Here is a 21,517-nt window from a genome sequence, read left to right on the forward strand (position 1 = left end):
AGAACCCTCCCGGGCCGGGGCACGGACGAGGGCGCTGCGACCGTGACGGTCGCAGCGCCCTCGGAGGCCTGCGCCGGAAAGCGCGGAGTGGGAATCCGCCGATCACCCAGAATTAGCCGTTGCCACCGCATCAGGGGTCGCTTCCCCCTGGGCAGGCCGGGAGTGCACGTCCTCCCGGGAATCCTCAGCGGTGTTCCCCCAGGTATTGCCACCCGCTTCGAACACCCCTATATCCACTTAGCAGCCTAGTTGCCAAGAAGGGCCTGACGTGACGTTCCCTCACCGCAGTAAGCCTTCAGATTCCCCGGACCCCGCCGATCCGACCGGCACGTTCTCCCGTCGCAGCGCGTTGAAGGGCCTGGCAGCAGCCGGAACCCTCGCCGGCGACGTCTACGTACGCGGTGAAAGTCGCCGTGCCTACGGACTTCGCCGGCAAGCGCGTCACGCTCCGCTTCGACGGCGTGTACAACTACGCCCGGCTGTGGGTCAACGGCACCGCCGTGCGCACCCACGACGGCGGCTTCACCACGTGGTACGCCGACATCACCTCGCTGGTCGTCCCCGGCCGTGAGGCTGTCGTCACGCTCGGCGTGACCGACCGGCCGACGAGCATCGCGGGCCAGCCCGACTACGCCCACCACATCATCGGCGGCATCCTGCGCGATGTGACGCTCGTGGCGCCGCCCGCCTCGTATCTCACGAGGCTTCACGCCGACACGGCCTTCGACAGCGCCTACAAGGACGCCACGCTGACCGTGACCGCGGCGGCCGCGTTCCGGACCGGCCAGAGCGGAATAGCCGAGCTCACGCTCACCGACCCGAGCGGCCGGCCGGCGGCGATCACGCCGTCGAAGATCACCCCGACCGGCACGGATCCGCAGCAACAAGCCGTGATCCCGGTCAAGGCGCCACTCAAATGGGACGCCGAGCACCCCAACCTCTACACCCTGAAGGCGAAGTTCACCGCTGGAGGCATGTCGCAGACCGTGACGCGGGCCGTCGGCTTCCGCCGGGTCAAGGTCGAGGGCAACCGCCTGGTCGTCAACGGCAATCCGGTACACCTGCTGGGGGTCTGCCACCACAGCATCACGGAGGAGCGGGGCCGTTCGACGAACCCGGCCATGGAGGAGCAGGCCGCCCGTCTCTACAAGGAGGCGAACTGCAACTTCATCCGGACCTCGCACTATCCCCCGACACCGGCGCTGCTGGACGCGGCCGACCGCCTCGGTCTCTACGTGGAAGTCGAGGCGCCGGTCTGCTTCGAGCAGGCGACCGTCGACGATCCCGCCTACACCGAGCAGTACATGACGCAGTTCGCCAAGATGATCGAGCGCGACCGCGGCCACGCGTGCGTGATCGAGTGGTCCGTCGGCAACGAGAGCGGAATGGGGCGCAACTTCGCCTCGGAGAACACCTACGCGCACGAGACCGACCCGTCGCGTCCGACGCTCTTCGAGGACATGGGACAGCACAACGGCGGCGACCAGACCGACATCCACAGCGGCCACTACCCCAGTCTCCAGAACGCCAACGGCAACCCCGGACAGCCGATCCAGTACGGCGAGTTCGCCCATGTGCCGTGCTACAACACGCAGACGCTGAAGGCCGACCCGGGAGTACGCGACTTCTGGGGCCACAGCATCGCCAAGCTGGCGGCCAGGTTCCGCGACACGGACGGCGTCGTGGGCGGCGCCATCTGGGCGGCCATCGACGAGGTGTTCCATCTGTCCAACGGGCCCGTCGGGTACGGCGAATGGGGCATCATCGACCTGTGGCGGCGCCGCAAGCCCGAGTTCTGGCTGACCCAGAAGGCCTTCTCCCCCGTGCAGATCGCCGACGGGGTGCTCACCGGTCTGACCGCCGGAAAGGCCATCGCGGTGCCCGTCAAGAACTGGCACGACCACAGCAACCTCGGCGAACTGGCCGTCAGCTGGCAGATCGGCAGCAGATCGGGCACCCTCCAGGGGATCGACATCGCTCCCAGGCAGAGCGGCACCCTGACCGTCCCGGCCGGCCCCTGGTCACCGGGCGACACGCTCCGGCTCACCTTCCGGCGCGGCACGGCACTCGTGGACGAGTACCGCCTGTGGCTCAACACCCGTACGACGCCGTCCTTCCCGTCGGACAGCGGCGCGGCGCCCACCGTCGAGGAGACCACGGACGCGATCACGGTCACGGGTGTCGACGCGCCGTTCACCGTCGTGTTCGACAAGCTCACCGCACGTCTCGCCGAGGCGTCCGCAGACGGCCACAAGGTCCTCTCCAGCGGCCCCGACCTGGTGGTCTCCCGCTCGGTTCCGGGCCAGCGGAAGGGCACGTCGGCGACCGCCGCCACGTCCGACGGCCAGGCGGTCATCACCCTCAAGGGGCGCTTCGGCACCATCGACACCACCATCAAGGTGTCCGTGAGCCCCCGTGGCCTGCTGACGACGGCCTACACGATCGCCAATCCGCCCTCCGGACAGGTCAGCGACGTCGGCGTCCGGTACGTCCTCGCCGACCGCACGGACACCCTGAGCTGGCAGCGGGACGCCCAGTGGACGGCGTACCCCGACGACCACATCGGACGGGCCTGCGGCACAGCGACCAAGAACCGGGCCTCCGGCACCGACGGATACCGCACGCGGCCCGACTGGGCGTGGGCGAAGGACACCCGCAGCTACTTCCTGTTCGGCAAGGACGGCGCCGCACACTGGACCAACGACTTCCGCAGCGCCAAGGCCCGGATCAGGGTCGCCAAGGCCACAACGGGCGCGGCAGGAGCAGGGGTTCAGGTCGAGTCCGACGGCACCGACTCGGTACGGCTGCCACCCATGGATCATCCGGCCCTGATCGACGACGCGTCCCCGGCGGTCGTCTACACGGGCGCCTGGACCCACGCGGACGCGAGCGCGGACTACACCGCCGGCGATCTGTTCGGCACGGAGTCCTTCACCGACGCGGCCGGGGCGACGGCGGAGCTGAAGTTCACGGGCACGGGCGTAGGGCTGTACTCCACGAAGGCGGACAACCTCGGCATCGTGAAGATCTCCGTGGACGGAAAGCCCGCGGCGACGGTCGACCTCTACGGACCGGGCAAGACTCCGGCCCAACTCGTTTACCGGAGCGCACAGCTGACATATGGTCAGCACGTCGTCACGGTGGAGTGCACCGGTACCAAGAACGCCTCGTCCAAGGGCGCCCATGCGCTCGTCGACGCCTTCCAGGTGGTGAACGCGGTCATCGACGACGTCTCGGAACAGGTCACCTACAGCGGGTCGTGGACGCATGCGGACTCGTCCGCCTCATGGACGAGCGGCGACCTCGGGCGTACCGAGTCGTTCAACGACGGTCCGGGTGACAGCGCGACGGCCACGTTCTGGGGTACGGGCATCCGCGTCATCTCCCCCAAGGGCCCCGGCGAGGGCATCGCGGAGGTCTCCGTCGACGGCGGCGCAGCCAAGCAGGTGGACCTCTACGCCTCCGGCAAGCAGTTCCAGCAGCGGGTCTTCGAACGCACGGGGCTGGCCGAGGGGGAACACACCGTCACCCTCCGTGTGACGGGCCGCAGGAACACGGCGGCCACCGGGGCTCATGTGGTGCTCGACGCGTTCGAGGCGCTCACGAGCGACGCGTTCCCGAGCCGGGCCCCCGGGGTCGGCCTGATCGTCAGCGCCCGCCTCAACTACCCGGACCTGGCCTGGGGCAACTACGTCGATCCGGCGATCACCCTGCCCGCCGGCTGGAGCGGCACCGCACGGCTGAGGCTGCTGCCCTGACAGCCGTCCGGGCGGCGTCATAGTCCGAGGTCGTGACCGGTCTCCGCGAGGTGGGCGGTCATGGCCTCGGCTGCACGGTCGCCGTCGCCGTCGGCGATGACATCGACGATGTGCTGGTGTGCCTCGATGGTGGATTCGTGCGTGGCGCCGCGGCGTTCCCTCCCCCGGTAGCTCGCGCGCCGGGAATCGAGCAGGATCCCGTTCATCGCCGTGAGGACGAAGGAGAAGAGGCCCGACGCGGCGAGGGCGGCCACGGCCTGGTGGAAGGCCAGGTCCCCGGCGATGAACGCCTCCCAGACTGGGCCGTCGACGGAGGCGTGTCGGCCAGGTTCGCCTGACCGACACGCCCGCTCCCCCGGTGGTCAGGGAGTTGCTCGTGCAGGGGCGGAGGCCGGTCCCGCGGCTCGGCTGCCGTTCCCGACGGCGGCGGTGGTCGCGGGCGTGCCGCAGTCGTGCTTGCCGACGTCGCGCGTGACCGGTGTGCCACGGGTGTCGCCGAACCGGCTGCTGGTGACGGGGGTGATGGTGACGGTGCCGGCCGCCCTGGCGGTGACCTTGCCGTTCCGGTCCACGGTGGCGACGTGGCGGTCGCCGCTGACGTAGGTGACCGAGGGCACGAGCGGCAGGATCCGGTCGGTGCCGTCCTTGGTCACCTCGTCGGTGCTGACCTGGGCGGCGTCGGTGGAGCTGAGGTCGGCACGCAGGTTGAGCCCGTTGTCGAAGGTGTTGTCCTTGATCAGGACCCCGGAGGAGCCGCGGTAGAAGAACAGTGAGGTGGAGTAGGGCGCGGCGGACGGGACGGCGCGCACCTGCGTGGTGGTGCCGGGCGCCGGGCAGACGTTGTCGGCGCGGGCGCTACGAGCGAGGCGAGCACGGCGCCGACGAGCAACGCCGCCCACAGTCCGACGCGACCGCCCTTCCTGAGCGGGGACGACCCGATGCCGACCGGTGTCGGTGGACGGTCGGTGTTCCGCCGCGTGCGTGGGGGGGGTGCACTGATTCCTCCTGAGGTCCGTCCGCAGCGGTCACCGACCGCCCCTCCTGTGGTTCGGCTACCGCCATACGGTGGTTCGGCTACCGCCTTGCCCGGGGGTTCACCTACCGACGCGCCGCCACTGCTGGCCCGTGCCGCCGTCGGCCGTCTGCTGCTCGACCGTGGCGCCGTCGGCGGCGGAGCCGCCGGTGACCCCGAGGACCTTGCCGCTACGGGCACAGGTGAGGGTCACGTATCCGTCGCCGGCGTCGGCGATCCTCCACTGCTGGCTGGTGCTGTGTTCGGGCGTCCACTGGGTGATCTTGGCGCCGGCGTCCGAGGAGCCGCCCCAGACCGCCCAGACCAGGGGGGTGCTGCCGTGCGTGGTGTAGATCTCGTACCGCCCCTCGCCGACGGGGACGAACCTGAACTGCTGGTTCACGGCCGTGCTCGGGGTGTACTGGATCAGTCCGGTGCCGTTGGCGGTGGAGGCGCCGGGAACGTCGACCGCTTTGCCCGTCTTGCGGTTGACCAGCTGGAAGACGGTGTACTGAGCGGGCGGGGCGAGCGTCGCGGAGCCGGCGGCGGGGATGGTGACGTGACCGGTCCAGTCCCCGAAGACGACGTCGGTGGACGTGCCCGCCGCCCCGTGCAGCGTCGCTTCGGTGACCTGTCCGTCCTTCCACCGCAGGTCGAGCGTGAGGCCGCCGCGGACCCCGATCCCGGTGACGGCACCGGCGGCGGCCCACGCACGCGGCAGCGCCGGCAGCAACTCCACCTGGCCGGGACGGGACTCCACCAGCATCTGGATCATCGCCGTGGGGGTGCCGTAGTTGGCGTCGATCTGGAAGACGGAGCTGTTGCCGAAGCTGTACATGTCGAACATGTTGATGGCGCTGCCGTTGCTGAAGTTCACCGACGGCCTCATCACGTCCAGGACGAGTTCGTAGGCCTTGTCCGCGTGCTTCAGCTTCGCCCAGCAGCTGGCCCGCCAGGCGCTGGCCCAGCCGAAGCTGGCCATGCCTCGTGCCTCCAGCAGCTTGGTGGCCCCCGCGATCAGCTCCGCCGGTGCGTGTTCGAGGTCGATGCGGTCGCCGGGGAAGAGCCCGATGAGCGGGGACAGGTGGCGGTGCGTGGTCTCGCCGAGGTTGTCGTCGCTCATCCACTCCTCCAGCCAGCCGCTGGTGGCGCTGACCTCGGGCAGGTACAGCCGGTCCTGGAGCCCGGAGACGGTGGCGGCGTAGGCGGCGTCCTTCGCCAGTGCCGCCGCGGCGGCCCGGTAGTTCTGGAACAGCTGCCAGACCAGTTCCTGCGCGTAGGTGATGCCGCGTGCGTCCTCCGGTCCGTGCTCCGGTGACCAGTCGTGGTCGTCGACGAGGACCTGCTTCGTTCCACCGGTCGCGGGGTCGGTCACGGTCGTGGTGATCAGCCGTGACTCCCAGAACTCACAGGCGCCCTTGAGCAGGGGGTAGATCTTCGCCAGGTGGGCCGCGTCCAGGGTGTACTCGTAGTGCTCGTACAGGGAGTTGCACATCCAGGCGTTGCCGGCCGGGTGCCACCACCAGCCGTTGCCGCCCCAGATGTTCGTGGATATCCCCAGGGTCCAGCCGGCCACCTTGCCGGAGGTGTTGCGGAACCGGTTGCGGGAGTCCTGGAACAGGTCCTTCGTCGTGGCCTGCCAGCCGGGCAGCTGGGCGACGCAGTGGTCGGTGAACGCGTCGAAGCACTCGGACAGGCCCGCGCGGTCCGGCAGCCAGTAGTTCATCTGGACGTTGATGTCGGTGTGGTAATCACTCATCCAGGACGGAGCGTTGCTGTCGAGCCACAGCCCCTGGAGGTTGGTGGGAAGGCTGCCGCGCGAGCCGCAGATCGTCAGGTAGCGGCCGTACTGAAGGTACGAGGCCTCCAGTTCCGGGTCGGGTGCGGAACCGGCCGCAGCGCGGGCCGTCAGTCGGGCGGGCGTGTCCATCGCCCGCTGCGCGGCGGACGACGTGCCCACGTTCACCGTCATGCGCTGCTGCAGCCGCTGGAAGTCGGACACGTGCGTGGCCAGCAGCGCCGGTCCGCCGGCCGTCGCCGCCCGCGAGGCCTTGGTACGGGCGACGTCCAGGGGCACGAGAGAGGTGTCCTTGTACGCGACGGACGCGTCCGCCTTGTAGTTGGTGCCGCCGGAGAGGACCAGCAGCACTTCGGTGCAGTTGCTGAACGTCACCTCCGTGCCGGACGCGGAGACGGTGCCGCCCTTCCCGCTCGCCTTCACCACCGTGGCGTACTTCAGGGCGTTCGGCAGCGCGGCCGAGAACGACGCCTCAGCGGAGCCCGCGTTCACCGACACGGTCTCGCCGCGCGTCCCGGAAAGGGCCAGGGACCCCGTGTAGGAGCCGCCGCCGCTCTGCGACAGCCGCACCACGATCACATCGTCGGGATGGCTGGAGAACACCTCGCGGCGGTAGGTCACACCGCCCGCCTGGTACGAAGCGGTCACCAGGCCGTTGCTCATGTCCAGCGTGCGGCGGTAGCCACTGATCGCCCCGATGGTGTGGGCCGGGATCTTCAGAACGGTCTTGGCCAGCATCCCGAACGTGCCGAAGTCGCCCGCGCCGTAAGGGAACTGTCCGTCCGCCTGGAGCGCCGCGTTGGCGTGGCCCGTCCACAGAGTCGCGTCCGTGAGGATCATCGCGTCGTGGGAGGGATCGCCGGTGACGAGCGCGCCCAGCCGGCCGTTCCCGATCGGCAGTCCTTGCTCGACGCTGTGGTCCTCGGCGCCGGGCTTGGTGTACCAGAGGGTCACCGCCTCGCTCTCGGGCACCAACGAGAGGGCTTGGGGCCGTGTCACCGCGGCAGCGGCCGTGCTGAATTCCGGCAGTGCGGACAGCGCGACGAGCGCCGTCATCGAGGCTGCCGCGCGCAGCACGCCGCGACGCGACATACCGATCTCGTCCTGGGCGGGGGGCTGAGCAGGCGAACGACGGGACATGGACTGCGGCTCCTTCAGGGGCAGCGGTGCTCGAATCATGGGGGTCCGACGGCCGCGGGGCGGCGCCTGGGCAGAAGTGCAGCGGCTCGGGCACGTCCTGTCAATGATTTTGACAAGCTTTCCTATACGATTTTTATCGATCGATTCAATTGAGGCAGCCGCCGACTAGACCTCCACAGCGATGCCGGACAGGTGCGTCACACAGTGGCCAACCATCAGAACACGCCCTTCACCTGCGGTTTTTGGGGACTTTGGTGCGCCATTCGCCCTCAGGTCGACGGCGCCGCGCTCCAGCGGGCCGACGAATCGCGTCGCAGACCTTGACGGGGCGCCCCCTCTCGTCAACCATCACACAGCAATTTCCTATTTGATTCTTGAGGAGGTGGTGGAGATGCGTACCCCAGCCACAGCTGTTGTTCCGGGCGTTCTCGCCGTCGCGGTTCTCCTGGCTTCCTCCGCGTGCACCGTACGGACCTCGGGAGAGCCCGCGGGTGACCGGACACAGGCGGCGGGCCAGGCCGGCGGCGGCGCCCGCCCAGCCGACGGATCCGGCACCAAGGTGGCACTCGTTCCCGGCGGGGCGCACCCGTACTTCCAGCCGTGTGACAGGTGTGCACGCCCCCGACGGCGGCCGGCTCAGCTGGCGGGGCGAGGAGGTCCAGCTGCGCTCCCCGCTGGAAGCCACGCGCACCGGCATCGGCGTCGTCCACCAGGAGCGCAACCTCATCCCCGGGTTCTCCGTCGCGGAGAACATCACGCTGCAAGCCCCTCCCCCACGCCGCGGGCTCGTCGACCGTGACGGCATGACAGCGCCCGCGCAGCGGTGCCTGGCAGAGCTGGGCCCGGACATCGATCCGCACCACCCGGTCATCGAACTCTCCTTTGCACAGCTGCAGTTGGTGGAGATCGCGAAGGCGCTCCACACCGACAGCAAGGTGCTCCTGCTCGACGAGCCGACAGCCTCGCTCTCCCCGCAGGAGGCGGACCGGTTGTTCGAGGTAGTGCGGCGGCTCACCGCCGAGGGGACCTGTGTCGTGTTCGTCAGTCACAAGCTCGAAGAGGTCTTCGCCGTCTGCGACACCGTCACGGTGCTCCGTGACGGCCGGTCGGTGCTGGAGTCCGCACCGCTCGCGGACCACACGCACGACGACGTGGTCGGCCTGATGGTGGGCCGCTCCCACTCGGCCACCGAGATGGAGCCCCGCGCTGTCGACACGTCCGCGCCCCCGGTGCTCTCCCTCGACCGGCTCTCCACCGCGGACGGTCACGAGGAGATCTCCCTGGATGTCCGTCCCGGCGAGATCGTCGGTCTGTACGGTCTGGTGGGAGCCGGTCGCAGTGAACTCGTCAAGGCGGTACTGGGGCTGGACCGGTGCACCGGTGGGGAGATCCGGGTGCACGGCGAACCCGTCCGGATCAGCTCGCCCCGGCAGGCGCTGCACCGGTTCGGTATCGGGTACCTGACCGAGAACCGCGAGGAGGAGGGCGTCTTCCTCGACCAGCCCATCCATCGGAACATCACGGTGACGGTGTGGCGGAAGCCGGCCAGGGCCCTGGGGTTCGTCTCCGCGCGCGAGGAGCGGGGTGTCGCGCAGGATCTCGTCGACCGTCTGCGTATCCGCGTATCCGCGTATCCGGCCTCGGGCCTCGGGCCTCGGGCCTCGGGCAGAACGCCGGCGAGCTCTCCGGAGGCAACCAGCAGAGGGTGAGCCTGGCGAAGTGGCTGGCGGTACCGCGAGCTGCACCGCCAGGTGCCGCAGCCGGTGCTGGACCGGCTGCGTGCCTGTCACATCACGAACTACTCGATCCATCTCCTCGGCGACCGCCTCTTCGGATACTTCGAGTACCACGGCCGCGATCTGGCCGTCGATCTCGCCCTGATGGCCGCGGACGAGTCCACCCAGGCGTGGTGGCGGCTCACCGATCCGTGCCAGGAGCCGGTGCCGGAAGCGGCTCCCGGGGAACGGTGGGCGTCGATGGAGCAGGTGTTCCTCATGGAGTGACCGGTCATGGCCGGGGGTGCCGTCACGACGGGAGTTCCCGGCCCGGCCGGCACCGGCCCGATCGCGTCCGGCAGCCCCCACCTCGGAGTTCGGCCCGGCCCCCGTCGCCGCTTGGCTAAACTACGTATGTCCCGAAGAGTCCCGAGCAACAGGAGAACGGATGCCACCACAGGACCGTTCCGCGGGATCGGGCGGAAAGACGCCGAGCGCTGCGCCCGCCAGGCAGGTGCTCTCCGACAGTGTCTACGAGGACATCAAGGCCATGGTCATGGACCATGAGATCGCGCCGGGCGCCCGCGTCGGGATCGACGCCCTCTCACGGGCCCTGGGCGTGTCGCCGACGCCCGTGCGCGAGGCCCTGGCCCGGCTCGAATCCGACGGTCTGGTGGTGAAGCGGTCGCTCTCGGGGTACCGCGCGACCGAGTTGCTGACGCGACAGGGGCTGGAGGAACTCTTCGAGATGCGAATGCTGCTGGAGCCCAGGGCGACGGCACTGGCCGCGGCCAACGCCACCGAGGAGCAGCTCGACGCGATCGAGCGGATCACGGATGAGATGAGGACGCTTCCCGGACCCACGGGCCGGTACGCGGACTACCGCGACTTCGCCGCTCTGGACCAGCGTTTCCACGAAGCGATCGCCGCAGCGTCGCACCGGCCGTTGCTCACCGACGCGGTCGAGAGGCTTCACTCACATCTGCACATCTTCCGGCTCACCAGCGCCGAGGCCACCGAGGATCCGACGCTGGCCGAACACGATCGTGTCGTGCGCGCGATCCTCCGCAGGAAGGCGGATCGCGCCGCCGAGGCCATGACGGAGCATCTGGCTCTCAGCCTCCGGCGCCAGATGGTCCACGAGCGCACGTCCTGACGTACGTCCGCGCCGTCTCACGCCGCGCCGCGCGGTGGAACTCTGCACGCGGTCGAACGCTACGGGGCCGGGCAGGAGTTCACTCACCCCGTGACCCGCGCGGCGCTCACGACCGCGGCCTGAGCAGGTGCGGATGACGCCCGTGCGACGAGGAGGAGGTCCTCGTACGTGTGATGGCGGCGGGTGGTGGTGCGGTGGTGCAGCAACCCGGCCGCGCGAACGTGCTCGCCCGCGTCGACGAGGGCGCGGGCGAGTGTGTCCTGGATGATCTCGCGCTCCACCCGCACACCACCGATCCGTTCCGCGTCGTCGCCCAGGCGGCTGAGCAGGTCCACCGCCGCGCGGGGGCGGCCCGCGGTGATCTCCGCCAGGGCCAGGACGACAGGAGCCAGGACGTCGCGGTAGTCGGGACGTTCGTCGGCGGCAGCCCTGCGGGCCAGGATGCGCAGGTCGTCGGTGGCGGCCTCCACTGCCAGCGCCAGGGCGAGGTTGAAGGTGTGGAAGATCTCCGCCATCCCGCCCGGTGCGGCGAGCAGCGCCCGGACGTGGTCCGTATCGCTTCGGTCGGCCGGAGACTGTCCGACCAGAAGCAGGCGCCAGTTCGTCGCGGCGCGCATGCCGACATCCGTACGCGCCAGTGCCGTGTCCGCGCGCCGACGCGCGTCCGGGAAATCGCCGCAGGCGATGGCCTGGAGCGCGGCGTGCCAGTTCAGGTGCCGTGACTGCACCGCTTCGGGATCCGCCCGCAGCCACGCGTCCAGGAACGCCACGGAAGCGCCGCCGCCTCCCCGCTCGTGCTCCGCGTGGGCGAGGGCGTGCGCGGCCACACCCGAGCGGGGATGCAGGACCAAGGCCTGCTCCGCCAGTTCGTGCGCCTCCTCCACCCGGCCCTGCTCCGCCCTGGCCGACGCCAGCCAGCTCAGCCACGGCCAGCTCTCGGGTCCGGCCAGCGCAGCCTGCCGCTCCGTCAGGGCGTCGCCGTGCGCGCGGTAGGCGGCATCCCCGCAGGACGAGAACGCGCCCAGCATGAGTCCGGCCAGCTCATCGGCGGGCCAGCGGGCGAAGTGCTCCACCAGGTGATCGGCCGTCATGGGGTACTGCCGGTGTGTATGAAGGAACACCCCGTACGCCAGGCTCGCCTCCCGCTCACCGGTGGACCGCGCGTCCCGGTGCGCGATCGTCAGCTGCGCCTTCAGCTCGGCATCGCTCCAACGGTCGGCGGTCGCCAGCGCGAGAAGTGCCCGTGCCACACCGCAGTCCGGTTCCGCGCCGACCCACTGGCGCAGCAGAGGCAGCGCCTGCCCGCTCAGGGACAGAAGCGCAGCCACCGCCCGCTCCCCCACGGGCGTGACCGTTGCCGCCCCGCCGGCGACCGTCCGGTCGCGCACCGGCCCGCTCTCCGTCCCGTTCACACGCTTGACATGAATACCGCGGTGCAGACGATGCCGCTGTTGCCGCAGTGGTTGCGCGGCAGGCTCAGCGGCAGACCGGCCTGGTTCCCGCTCCCCAGCCCGCTCCCGCTCACCGTGGCTCCCGCGGTCCGCGCGCTGCCCTGGCTGACGCAGGTGTTGCCGAACGCCGCGTTCCCGATCCCGATGACGTTCGCGTGAGCGGCACCTGCCGGAAGCAGTGCCGCCCCGGCCACCGCGCCAAGCACCGCGGCCGCCCGCGCACCCGTACGCCCGGCGCCGCCGCCCGCGCCCCATGTCTCCACGCCCATCGTGCTCCTCCTTCATCCCCGGCACCGCGTCCCGGTACCCGTACAAACAGCTACCGGCCGGACAGAACCGGGTCACAGCTCCACCAACGAGAGGACCCCGCTCACGACACGAAGAGCCCCCGCCGGTCTCCGCTGCGGCGGGCCGACGGGGGGTCTCACGGGAGCCTCAGCCTCTACTGCTGGTGGCCGGGTACGGCGGTCGCCGAGGACGTCCCGGTTACGCCTTGCGTGCGACGGCGCACCACATGGGAAGGGTGTCGTCGGGGGCGTCGGTCGGGCCCGGACGCCAGCGGGTCAGCGTGACCACTCCCGGTTCCAGGATCTCCAGGCCATCGCAGAATCGTTTCACCTCTGCGTGGGTGCGAGGAGTGGCCGAGGCGTGGTTGGCGGCGCGCTCGTTGTAGATCCGCATGGACTCGGCCACCTCGGGAGCCGTGACGTCGGCGGCCGGATGCGACAGCGCAAGGTAACTGCCCGGCGCGAGGCGGTCCAGCAGCCGGCGGGTGACGTCCCAGGGGTCCTCGGCGTCCTTGATGTACTGCAGGACGGCGATGAGCATGAGGCCGACCGGCCGGCTCAGATCCAGGTTGTGGGAGGCCGCGTCGAGGATCGTGTCGACGTCCCGCACATCGGCCTGCACATAGTCGGTGTGCCCTTCGGGGCCGCTGACCAGGAGCGCCCGCGCGTGGGAGAGCACGATCGGGTCGTTGTCGACGTAGACAACACGCGACTCGGGGGCGGCCTGTTGCGCCACCTCGTGGGTGTTCGCCGCGGCGGGAATCCCCGTACCGATGTCGAGGAACTGACGGACCCCGGCCCCCGTGAGGTGGCGTACGGCGCGGCCGAGGAAGGCGCGGTTGGCGCGGACCGACGGCACGATCGTCGGGTTGGCCCGAGCGGCGAGCTCCGCCGCCTCCTGATCCACCGGATAGTGGTCCTTCCCGCCCAGCCAGACGTTGTACACGCGGGCTGGATGCGCGTTCGCGGGATGCGGTGCGGACAGCGTGTTCTCGTTCATCGTTTTGTCTCCTCGCGCGGCTGCCACAGCCAGCTCGAACTCAAGTCCGGACACGGTACCTCCGTGATCCGACACTCATCGCCCACCAGCCCGTACGGCCTGGCATGCAGCGGGTCTCGCACCGGCGCGAACCGGTACCCTCCGGCGATCAAGTACCGTGCCAAGGTGTGGTGTTGTGCGAGTGGCATGTCGATCGGACGCACGGCGAAAGCCAAGTCAACGCGGCGCGTATCCCCGCAGGAAGGCCCGTACGCCCGACTCGACGATCGCGCGTTCCGCCTCCTCCGAGAGCGGCAACGCCCCGTCGAAACCGACCTCGTTGATCTCGTCCACCGTGAGCAGCAGCAAATGGCGGGCCGCTCGCGCCGGATCATCCGTCGCGAGCAGGCCGTCGGCGGCCAGCGCCGCGAACCGCCCGGACAGCGCGTCGGACGCCCGTTGCGGCCCGCTCCGCCGCCATGCCGTGAGGAACTCCCGCGGGACATGAGCGCTTTCGGCCCGCAACTGCCGGATGACCGCGAAGTGGTCGGCGAATCGGTGCGACGCGGCGATCCAGGCTGCCACGAACTCGACGAGGTCCTGCTCCAGGTCGGCCGCGGTCACTTTGTGCAACCGCCGGTCGATCGCGTCGAGTTGCGCTTCGACGACCGGCTCCGAACCCTCGACCACCACGGCCCTGAAGAGCTGGACCTTGCCGCCGGGGAAGTGGTTGTAGATCGTGCGGGTGGAGACCACGGCCTGCTCGGCGATCGCGTCGATGCTCGTGCGCGTGTAGCCGTCACGCCCGAAGACCTTGCGCGCGCCCTGCACGATGGCCGACCGCTTCTCCGCCATGCCCTGCCTCATGGGTGGCTTCCCTCTCTGCCGCTACTGCCCTGGTCAAGGTATGCGCCGAGGATAAAGTACAACGATCATTGCGTTGATTACCATGCTGGTTGTACCGTACTTGCGATCGCGAAGCGCGCGAGCATCAAGGCGAGGACCCGGCGGACATCCGACACCGCTGTGAGCGACCTCGACTCTGTTCTGCAAAGGGCCTGTGCACACGCATCGGCCCGAGGAAGGAACAACGTGCCCACCAAGACCAAGACGCTGCTGATTCCCACCCCGGACGGCCAGGCCGACGCCTTCGCCGCCTTCCCCGACCGTGACGGGCAGCACCCCGGGGTGCTGCTGTACCCGGACGCCTTCGGCGTACGGCCCGTGGTGGAGGAGATGGCCCGTGAGCTGGCCGGGCACGGGTACTACGTGCTCGTCCCCAACATCTTCTACCGCCACGGCCGGGCACCGGTGATCGAACTCCCCGAGCACATCGGAGCGGAGACCCGGCCCGCGGTCTTCGCCCAGGTGATGCCCATGGTCAAGGCGCACACGAGCGAACGTGCCCTGCTCGACGCCGACGCCTACCTCAGGTTCCTCACCGCCCAGCCCGAGGTCAGCGCCGGACCGGTCGCCGCGGTCGGCTACTGCATGGGCGGTGCCCTGGCGATGCGCACCGCAGCGGCACACCCCGGCCAGGTCGCCGCCGTCGCCGGGTTCCACCCCAGCCCCCTGGTCACCGACGCGCCCGACAGCCCGCACCGTGACTTCCCCGAGGTCACCGCCCAGGTGCACCTCGGCCTCGCCAAAGGCGACATGTCCCCCGAGACCCTCAGCGAGCTCAACCAGGCCCTGGACGCCGCAGGTGTCAGCCACACCTGTGAGATCTACCCCGATACCGTCCACGGCTTCACCATGTCCGACACCGCAGCCTTCAGCCCCTCCGCACTGCAGCACCACTGGGAACGCCTGCTCCCCCTCCTCGACCGCACTCTGACCAACAGCTGAGGCCCCGGGCCCGGAACGCGGCTCCGCAGGCCTGACGAACGCACCCCGCCGACCGTGCAGCCGCCCTCCAGGGCTGCCCTACCAGCAGACGGGGGAAGCTGCGCATCAACTGGTTCAACGCGGATTTGCTCGCCCGGTAGACCTCGAAGCCGCCATTGTCGTTGTTGGCGACACTGCCCTGGCCCGAGGACATCACCGCGATCGTGCCCTCCGGGGCGACGAGATCCTGCAGCGTCTCGACCACGCGCATCGGACTCAGCGCATGGGTCACCATCAGGTGGACGAAGGTCTCCGTGGGCACGTCGGCGACGGTCTCCTCGGGGGCATTGGTCACCCCGGCACTGACGAACAGCAAGTCGAACGTCGTCTGGGCCAGACGCTCGTGCAACGCCGCGACCTGCTCAGGAACCGTGATGTCGACCGTCTCCACCACGAGGCGGTCACCGGCGTTCCCTGCCAGGTCGCGCAAGTCGCTCCGCCCTGTTCCCCGCACGGTCGCGGTCACCCGCCAGCCCCGGGCCAGGTACTCCGCCGTCAGCGCGTAGCCCAGCCCACGTGACGCGCCGATGATCAGAGCGGCCTTGCCGACAGTTGCTGTCATGGGGACTCAGTCCTCCTCGGTCACTCGATGACTCGATGACGGGATTCGTGGCGCAGCGGCCGACGTTCCCGATCACCGTACGTGATGATCACGCTGCGGGCCCGGCAACCGCCACTGGGCCCGCAGACGCGCCGGAGTCCAGCCGGCACTGTGGGGCCAGGACCATCGCCCGCTCCTCTCCGCAGCCTTGGAGAACAGTGAAGTGCCGGGACCATCTCCCGGCTTGTCGTTTAACCTCGTTTCCCTGAGGGGGCGGGGATGGAGCAGACGGTCGTCCAGTCCATCAGGTACTCGGCTGGGTGCCCGGACTGTGGTGCGGAGTTGGAGTGCTGGGGCGTCCAGGCCCTGGTGAATGGCTCCTTGTGCTGGGACACGGAGTCCAGTTGTCCAGCCTGCGGATCGGCGGTGGCCTCGTGCAGTGGTGACCTGCCTGCCACGCTGCGGGACCGGCTGCTCTCCGAGTGTGGGCCGGCGCGCCTTCAGGTGGATCCATCGGCGAGGAACGCTGAGATCATGCGCGTTCTGCGGGCAGAGCTCGGCCTTGGTCTGGCCGACGTCAAGTCCGTGCTGAGCGACGTCGCGGCGGGAACCTACTCAGGGACGATGCCCGAGATGGAGTTCCTGGCCCGCAAGCTGCGGGCGTCTGGGATCGATGCCGTCGCTGTTCGGCCGTAGCGGCCTTCACCTGGCCGAGACCAGTTGGTGGGCGGCGTGGTCGAAGCGGACCAGGTTCGCCGCGCGCTTGGGCGGCATACCGGTCTGCGCGTGGAACCGGGACCACAGGGGCTTGCGGCTCCATCCCAGTTCGGCCGCCAGGTGGCCGACCCGGACGCGGCCGCGGCTGAGGACGATCCGGTTCCAGGCTCAGGCCACCTCCGGGTCCACCGGAAACCGCGCGTCACAGGCACCCGGCTGTTCGAGGTCGACACCGCCGCGCCACTGAACTTCAAGGCTTCGGTGCTGCGCCAGGAGCAGGCCGTCGCACGCTGCGAGCGGATCACCGTAGCGGTGGATCTGCGTGAGGACTGGCCGGGCGCACTGGCCGCCGCAGGACACGACCCGGCCGTGCCGACCGCGTGGGTCGCCGAAGGACTGCTGATCTATCTGCCCGAGGATGCGGTGGAGCTACTCATGGCCCGGATCAGCGCGCAGTCGGCGGCAGGCGGTCGGACGGGACTGACCTTGGGCTCACGCGGCGTGATCGACCGCTTCGGCGCGGACGCCGCACCGGGGTCGGCGGCGTCCATGTGGATCTCGGAGATGCCCGACGACCCGGTGGGCTGGCTGGCCGGGCACGGCTGGGAGGCCGACAGCCACACCCTGCGCGAACGCGCCGCCGCCTACGGCCGCCCGATCAGTACCCCGCCGCAGCGCGAGGAACGGCCCGGCGGGCTGATCTCGGCGGTCCGCCGGTAGAGCGCCTCCCGGCCCCTGGATGAGCGATTCCGACCGTGTCAGCGCGGCTGCCGCAGCCACGAGTCGAGAGCCACGTAGTCGCTGTCCCTCAGACCGTGGCGGGGATCGACACGATGCAGCAGGGCGTGTCCTTGGTGGTGGGCAGCGACCCATGACCGATCGGTGTCCGTGATCTCGTCGTCGACCCAGGCGAACGGGCGCCCCGCAGCCCATTCAACAAGTGCGCGGGTCTTCCAGTGCAGTCCGTTCCGCTCGTCCTGGTCATCGAGGTCGGACGGCTCCGGCCAGCCCACCACTGCCAGCTGTGGCAGACCGATGCGGGGGGCGATGCAATCGTTCGCGTCAGCCATCCATGTCGTCGCCCAGACCACCTCGCACGGGAGTGCCGCCAGCCGGGGTCCGTGCTCGGGATTGATCCTGGTGAGAAGCGGATTCGCGTCGGCACCGAGCGGTTCAGGACCTGTCGCATAGACCGGATAGGGATGGGACACCGCGCCGAATGGGATGAGGGGCCCATCGACATCGAGAAACAACAGGGGACGCTGCACAGGGCCGGTCACGGAAACACGATAGCGACAGATCTCCACCGGAGACCGCCTCGCTGACCGACCACCGCCCGCCTGCTGCTCTCTCTCGTGAACATCCACGGTCCCCAAGATCCGCAACGCTGCTGCTACGTCTCCGTGGACAGCGAAGTCAGTCGACGACGCTCCTGTGACCTGCGGCGACTAACTTCATTGTCCAAGCTGGTGGGCTGGCGATGTCAATTTGGGTGCGGTTCCTCGCTTCCGAGGTCGCGACACGCTCCTGCGGGCGTCTGCTGTCAGACGGGTGGCCAGTTTCGCAACGCCGCGTCGGCCACCTGCTGGAGTTCGGAGCGGCTGGCGCCGCCGACGGCCTGGACGGCGATGCCGTTCGCCACGGTCATGATGTAGCGGGCGAGCAGTTCCGGGTCCGCGCCCGAGGGCAGATCACCCTCGTCGACGGCCTGTTGGAACCGGTGGCGGAGGCGAGCACGGCCGTCGTCGCGCCAGGCGATCAGGGCATCCTGGGCCGCCCGTCCGGAGTCGCCGGCGGCCAGCGAGCCCTGCACGCCCAGGCATCCGGCGGGGCAGCCGGGGCGGGTGGTCGTGCTGACCGAGCCGGCGAGGAACGCCGTGGCCACCTCCCGGGCGCTCGGCTTCTCCAGCGCGCGGGCCGCATAGGCGGCGGGGCCTTCGGTGTAGCGCTCCAGGGCCTTACGGAACAGCGTCTCCTTGTTGCCGAAGGCCGCGTACATGCTCTTGCGGGTGATGCCCATGGCGCTGGTCAGGTCGGTCAGGCTGGCGCCTTCGTAGCCCTGCTGCCAGAAGACCATCATCGCCCGCTCCAGGGCCTCGTCTGCGTCGAAGCCTCTCGGCCGGCCGATCGGCGCTCTCCGGGTGATCTCCACGGGCTCATCCTACCGCCTCGATACCGATCGGTGCAGAAGTGCTACGTTTTCTTTCTGCACCGATCGGTATCTAAATTTCGGGAGTTCAAGCAATGGGACATCTGCAAGGCAAGACCGCCGTCGTCACCGGCGGCAGCACAGGAATCGGCCTGGCCACCGCCGCGCGGCTGGCGTCCGAGGGTGCCCATGTGTTCATCACCGGTCGGCGCAAGGACGCGCTCGACAGGGCCGTCGAGTCGATCGGTTCCGCGGTCACCGCGGTGCCGGGCGACATATCGGAGCCGGCCGACCTGGACCGGCTGTACGACGCCATCCGTGACCGAGGCCGGGGTCTGGACGTGCTCTTCGCCAACGCGGGTATGGCCGCACTCGCACCGCTGGAGCAGGCCACCCAGGAACAGTTCGACCAGATCTTCGGCGTCAACGTCCGGGGCACACTGCTCACCGTGCAGAAGGCATTGCCGCTGCTCAACAACGGCGCCTCGGTGATCTTTAACGACTCCATCCGCGCCGACGACGGCAGGGAGACCTTCGGCCTGTATGCGGCGTCGAAGGCCGCGATCCGGTCCCTCGCGCGGACCTGGGCCAACGAGCTGAAAGGCAGGGGCATCCGGGTCAACACGGTCGCGCCGGGCGCGATCGACACCCCCGGAGTCGACATCGCCATCGGCGAGGAGAACGCGACCGCCGTCAAGGCGGAACTCGCGGCGGGAGTGCCGATCGGCCGCAGGGGGCGCCCGGAGGAGATCGCCGCCGCCGTGGCCTTCCTCGCCTCCGCGGACAGCAGCTTCATGATCGGCACCACCCTGCACGTCAACGGCGGCGAGAACCAGTTCTGACCCCGCCACGCGGAGCCCCGACCTGCCGCGGGCGATTTCTCGCCCGCGGCATTCCGCCTGGCCCGCACGAGCATCCGCGCAGCACGCCCAGACTGGACACGGAGCGCAAGATCCACCCCGACCGGTAGGGCAACCCAGCACCCCGAGCGTCACCTCGTACGACTGGGTTCGCCGGCAAGGAAGCCGAAACGACTGGGTTCACTGTCAAACGCCTCGCTTGGATGGCAGCGGACACTACGGAAGTGCGGCCGGGAACATTTGTCCAAGCCATCGACGCACACCCGCGACGACGGTGGGCCCATGGCTCTCCCTGACGGACAACCTGATGTGAACGCCGACTCCGAGGCCACCGAGGCTTCGATTCTGCCCCTGCCCGGCGGCGATATCCTCGTGTGCCAGGACGGCCCTCGCGATGCTCCCGCGCTCCTGCTGATCCACGGTTCCGCCTCCTCGACCCGCTCGTGGGACCAGCTGGTTCCGCTGCTGACCGGGTCCCACCGCGTCATCCGGATTGATCTGCCCGGACACGGCCGCTCGGCCGAACCGTCCGACCGCGGCTACGAGGTCCCCGAGCAGGGGCGCACCGTCGGCGCGGCGCTGGACCGGCTCGGCGTCGAGCGCGCCCTCGTCGTCGGCCATTCCAGTGGCGGCTATGCCGCCACCGCTCTCATCGAACAGCGGCCCGACCTGGTGGCCGCCCTTTCGCTCATCAACACGGCCCCGGTCTCAACGCCTTCATCGCGCCGGAGCCCGCCGCGTTCACACCGGCGCAGTGGCCACCGGCCGACGAACAGATCCGCCGGTTCGCCGGCACGGCTTTCCCCGCCGGCTACCGGATTCCCCAAGAGGTCGTGGACGATCTGCGCGGGATGACCTTCCACTCGGTCGCCACGTCCATGCAGGCGTCCCGCGCCTATCTGGACGAACAGGCGCTCCCGGACCGGCCGGCCGTCCTCGGCAAACCGCTGCAGGTGATCTTCGGCGACGAGGACCGCAGGTGGCGGCCTTCGTCCGCCGCCGACTACCGGGCTGTTCCGGGTGCGCAAGTCGAGTTGCTGGCCGGTGCCGGCCACACGCCGATAATGGAGGACCCGTCGCGCACCGCCGCACTTCTCCTGGCCTTCACCGCGCTCCATGCCGTGCGGGCCGACTGAATCGCAAGGGCAGAATCCTTCGGCCCGCTGCAGAAAAATCCCGCCTGCGAGCCGGTCTGAACAGTGAGTTGTGCGTTTCCAGCCCCGTCCCGGACAGCGGCCCAGCACCTGGAGATCGAGCGCCTACGCGCTGAGGCAGCAGCCGACGGCAAGATGAATACTCTGCCGCCACGGCTGCAGGTCTCCGGAACGATCGGCGCCTGTAGTTGACCTCCGGCCGGGCCGGGGCCTCGCCTCGCCCCGCCCCAGCCCGCCCCAGCCCGGCCCGGCCCGGCCGGTCGAGGTAACGATCAATCCGCCGATCTGGAGCTTTTGCGCAGGTTGGCGTTGAAGCGCGCTTTCTTCTGACGATTTCCACATGTGTTCATGTCGCACCATTTGCGGGTGCGACTTTGGCTGGTGTCGAAGAAGGCGGCTTGGCAGGTTGGTGATGCGCACAAGGCCAGTTTTCCGTCTCGTTCGCCCGCGATGACGCTGATCGCGTCGGCGGCGATCACGCCGAGGGCATCCTCCACGCAGGAAGCCGAGCCAAGGAGCCATCGCCGCTTGCCCTCGGGCGTCAGGATGGCCGCGGCCCGGCCCTGAGCGCTGAAGCCATTGATGGCTTGAACAGCAGACGCGGGAAGAACGTCATGGATCGCGGCCGCTGTCGCGGCGGCGTGAATCGACTCCCTCAGTTCCCGAGCGAGGTCGAGCTGAGCAGTGGTGCAGGACTCAACGGCGAGGCCGCTCACCGTCAGCCAGTCGACGAGTCGGTGCGGCACGGGAATGCGCTCCACGGCGTCACCATGACGCTCCGACAGAGTCCCCGTGAAGCTGGTCGCCAGCACGCTGCCGAGGCGGAAATCAGGGAACCCATCACGCATGGAACCACCTTAGCCGGTTGCACGCCGACAGGAAGGCAGGTAGAACCGTCTTAGCCGGTTCCACG

21 protein-coding genes and 1 pseudogene are annotated in these 21,517 nt (G+C 69.5%); 11 read left to right on the forward strand and 11 right to left on the reverse strand.

What is annotated here, in order from left to right:
* Window positions 1-389: 389 nt before the first annotated feature.
* Together ACIQM0_RS19435 and ACIQM0_RS19440 are read left to right on the forward strand one after the other, a co-directional pair.
* A pseudogene (locus ACIQM0_RS19435) lies at window positions 390-674 on the forward strand (sugar-binding domain-containing protein); the annotation flags it as partial.
* Complete coding sequence (locus ACIQM0_RS19440; protein ID WP_401288787.1) at window positions 675-3,758, forward strand: glycoside hydrolase family 2 TIM barrel-domain containing protein; 3,084 nt, start codon at window positions 675-677, stop codon at window positions 3,756-3,758. It abuts the pseudogene before it with no gap.
* A gap of 17 nt (window positions 3,759-3,775) precedes the next feature.
* Here the strand turns inward: ACIQM0_RS19440 and ACIQM0_RS19445 are convergent, their stop codons facing one another.
* The 3 genes from ACIQM0_RS19445 to ACIQM0_RS19455 form a co-directional block, all read right to left on the reverse strand.
* Window positions 3,776-4,042, reverse strand: coding sequence for an FCD domain-containing protein (locus ACIQM0_RS19445; RefSeq protein WP_401288789.1), 267 nt, complete (start codon window positions 4,040-4,042; stop codon window positions 3,776-3,778).
* Window positions 4,043-4,120: 78 nt separating this feature from the next.
* Complete coding sequence (locus tag ACIQM0_RS19450) at window positions 4,121-4,567, reverse strand: Ig-like domain-containing protein (protein ID WP_401288106.1); 447 nt, start codon at window positions 4,565-4,567, stop codon at window positions 4,121-4,123.
* 285 nt (window positions 4,568-4,852) lie between these two features.
* Complete coding sequence (locus tag ACIQM0_RS19455; protein WP_401288108.1) at window positions 4,853-7,708, reverse strand: glycosyl hydrolase family 95 catalytic domain-containing protein; 2,856 nt, start codon at window positions 7,706-7,708, stop codon at window positions 4,853-4,855.
* A 602-nt stretch (window positions 7,709-8,310) separates the two neighbouring features.
* Here ACIQM0_RS19455 and ACIQM0_RS19460 point away from each other — a divergent pair.
* From ACIQM0_RS19460 to ACIQM0_RS19470, 3 genes are all read left to right on the forward strand, one after another.
* On the forward strand, window positions 8,311-9,417 hold the full coding sequence (locus ACIQM0_RS19460) for a sugar ABC transporter ATP-binding protein (RefSeq protein WP_401288111.1): 1,107 nt from the start codon (window positions 8,311-8,313) through the stop codon (window positions 9,415-9,417).
* A 42-nt stretch (window positions 9,418-9,459) separates the two neighbouring features.
* Window positions 9,460-9,711, forward strand: a complete 252-nt coding sequence (locus ACIQM0_RS19465; protein WP_401288114.1) for an L-rhamnose mutarotase — start codon at window positions 9,460-9,462, stop codon at window positions 9,709-9,711.
* 160 nt (window positions 9,712-9,871) lie between these two features.
* Complete coding sequence (locus ACIQM0_RS19470) at window positions 9,872-10,579, forward strand: GntR family transcriptional regulator (RefSeq protein ID WP_401288117.1); 708 nt, start codon at window positions 9,872-9,874, stop codon at window positions 10,577-10,579.
* An 83-nt stretch (window positions 10,580-10,662) separates the two neighbouring features.
* On the opposite strand, the gene ACIQM0_RS19475 is transcribed toward ACIQM0_RS19470, so the two are convergent.
* The 4 genes from ACIQM0_RS19475 to ACIQM0_RS19490 all read right to left on the reverse strand — a co-directional run bounded on the left by ACIQM0_RS19475 (window position 10,663) and on the right by ACIQM0_RS19490 (window position 14,163).
* A complete protein-coding gene (locus tag ACIQM0_RS19475; protein ID WP_401288119.1) occupies window positions 10,663-11,907 on the reverse strand; it encodes a hypothetical protein in 1,245 nt (414 codons plus the stop codon).
* Between the two features lie 80 nt (window positions 11,908-11,987).
* Complete coding sequence (locus ACIQM0_RS19480; RefSeq protein ID WP_401288121.1) at window positions 11,988-12,299, reverse strand: chaplin family protein; 312 nt, start codon at window positions 12,297-12,299, stop codon at window positions 11,988-11,990.
* Between the two features lie 217 nt (window positions 12,300-12,516).
* On the reverse strand, window positions 12,517-13,317 hold the full coding sequence (locus tag ACIQM0_RS19485) for an SAM-dependent methyltransferase (protein ID WP_401288123.1): 801 nt from the start codon (window positions 13,315-13,317) through the stop codon (window positions 12,517-12,519).
* A 216-nt stretch (window positions 13,318-13,533) separates the two neighbouring features.
* A complete protein-coding gene (locus tag ACIQM0_RS19490) occupies window positions 13,534-14,163 on the reverse strand; it encodes a TetR/AcrR family transcriptional regulator (RefSeq protein WP_401288125.1) in 630 nt (209 codons plus the stop codon).
* Window positions 14,164-14,388: 225 nt separating this feature from the next.
* Between ACIQM0_RS19490 and ACIQM0_RS19495 the strand changes: the two genes are divergently transcribed.
* Window positions 14,389-15,144, forward strand: coding sequence for a dienelactone hydrolase family protein (locus tag ACIQM0_RS19495; protein WP_401288128.1), 756 nt, complete (start codon window positions 14,389-14,391; stop codon window positions 15,142-15,144).
* Here the strand turns inward: ACIQM0_RS19495 and ACIQM0_RS19500 are convergent.
* Window positions 15,071-15,745 (reverse strand): SDR family oxidoreductase, encoded by a 675-nt coding sequence (locus tag ACIQM0_RS19500; RefSeq protein ID WP_401288130.1) that lies wholly within the window; start codon window positions 15,743-15,745, stop codon window positions 15,071-15,073. The genes ACIQM0_RS19495 and ACIQM0_RS19500 overlap by 74 nt on opposite strands.
* A 513-nt stretch (window positions 15,746-16,258) precedes the next feature.
* Here ACIQM0_RS19500 and ACIQM0_RS19505 point away from each other — a divergent pair.
* Complete coding sequence (locus tag ACIQM0_RS19505; RefSeq protein ID WP_401288133.1) at window positions 16,259-16,420, forward strand: hypothetical protein; 162 nt, start codon at window positions 16,259-16,261, stop codon at window positions 16,418-16,420.
* Between the two features lie 90 nt (window positions 16,421-16,510).
* Complete coding sequence (locus ACIQM0_RS19510) at window positions 16,511-17,161, forward strand: SAM-dependent methyltransferase (RefSeq protein ID WP_401288136.1); 651 nt, start codon at window positions 16,511-16,513, stop codon at window positions 17,159-17,161.
* Window positions 17,162-17,199: 38 nt separating this feature from the next.
* Here ACIQM0_RS19510 and ACIQM0_RS19515 read toward each other — a convergent pair whose 3' ends face one another.
* The gene (locus tag ACIQM0_RS19515; RefSeq protein WP_401288138.1) at window positions 17,200-17,721 is read right to left on the reverse strand and encodes an HAD domain-containing protein; all 522 of its coding nucleotides are present in this window, start codon (window positions 17,719-17,721) and stop codon (window positions 17,200-17,202) included.
* A gap of 263 nt (window positions 17,722-17,984) precedes the next feature.
* Complete coding sequence (locus ACIQM0_RS19520) at window positions 17,985-18,593, reverse strand: TetR/AcrR family transcriptional regulator (protein ID WP_265691172.1); 609 nt, start codon at window positions 18,591-18,593, stop codon at window positions 17,985-17,987.
* Window positions 18,594-18,685: 92 nt separating this feature from the next.
* Between ACIQM0_RS19520 and ACIQM0_RS19525 the strand changes: the two genes are divergently transcribed.
* From ACIQM0_RS19525 to ACIQM0_RS19535, 3 genes are all read left to right on the forward strand, one after another.
* Window positions 18,686-19,432 carry an SDR family oxidoreductase gene (locus tag ACIQM0_RS19525; RefSeq protein WP_401288140.1) on the forward strand — a complete coding sequence of 249 codons (747 nt, stop codon included), beginning with the start codon at window positions 18,686-18,688 and terminating at the stop codon, window positions 19,430-19,432.
* 300 nt (window positions 19,433-19,732) lie between these two features.
* The gene (locus tag ACIQM0_RS19530; RefSeq protein WP_401288142.1) at window positions 19,733-20,305 is read left to right on the forward strand and encodes an alpha/beta fold hydrolase; all 573 of its coding nucleotides are present in this window, start codon (window positions 19,733-19,735) and stop codon (window positions 20,303-20,305) included.
* Entirely contained in the window at window positions 20,284-20,586 is a 303-nt protein-coding gene (locus ACIQM0_RS19535) for an alpha/beta fold hydrolase (protein WP_401288144.1), read from the forward strand. Before ACIQM0_RS19530 ends, ACIQM0_RS19535 begins: the two co-directional genes overlap by 22 nt.
* Window positions 20,587-20,876: 290 nt before the next feature.
* Here the strand turns inward: ACIQM0_RS19535 and ACIQM0_RS19540 are convergent, their stop codons facing one another.
* Window positions 20,877-21,452: a CGNR zinc finger domain-containing protein gene (locus ACIQM0_RS19540; RefSeq protein WP_401288146.1), complete on the reverse strand. Its 576-nt coding sequence runs from the start codon at window positions 21,450-21,452 to the stop codon at window positions 20,877-20,879.
* Window positions 21,453-21,517 lie beyond the last annotated feature (65 nt).

The organism is Streptomyces sp. NPDC091387 (genome assembly GCF_044756945.1).
In the GTDB taxonomy this organism is placed as follows: domain Bacteria; phylum Actinomycetota; class Actinomycetes; order Streptomycetales; family Streptomycetaceae; genus Streptomyces.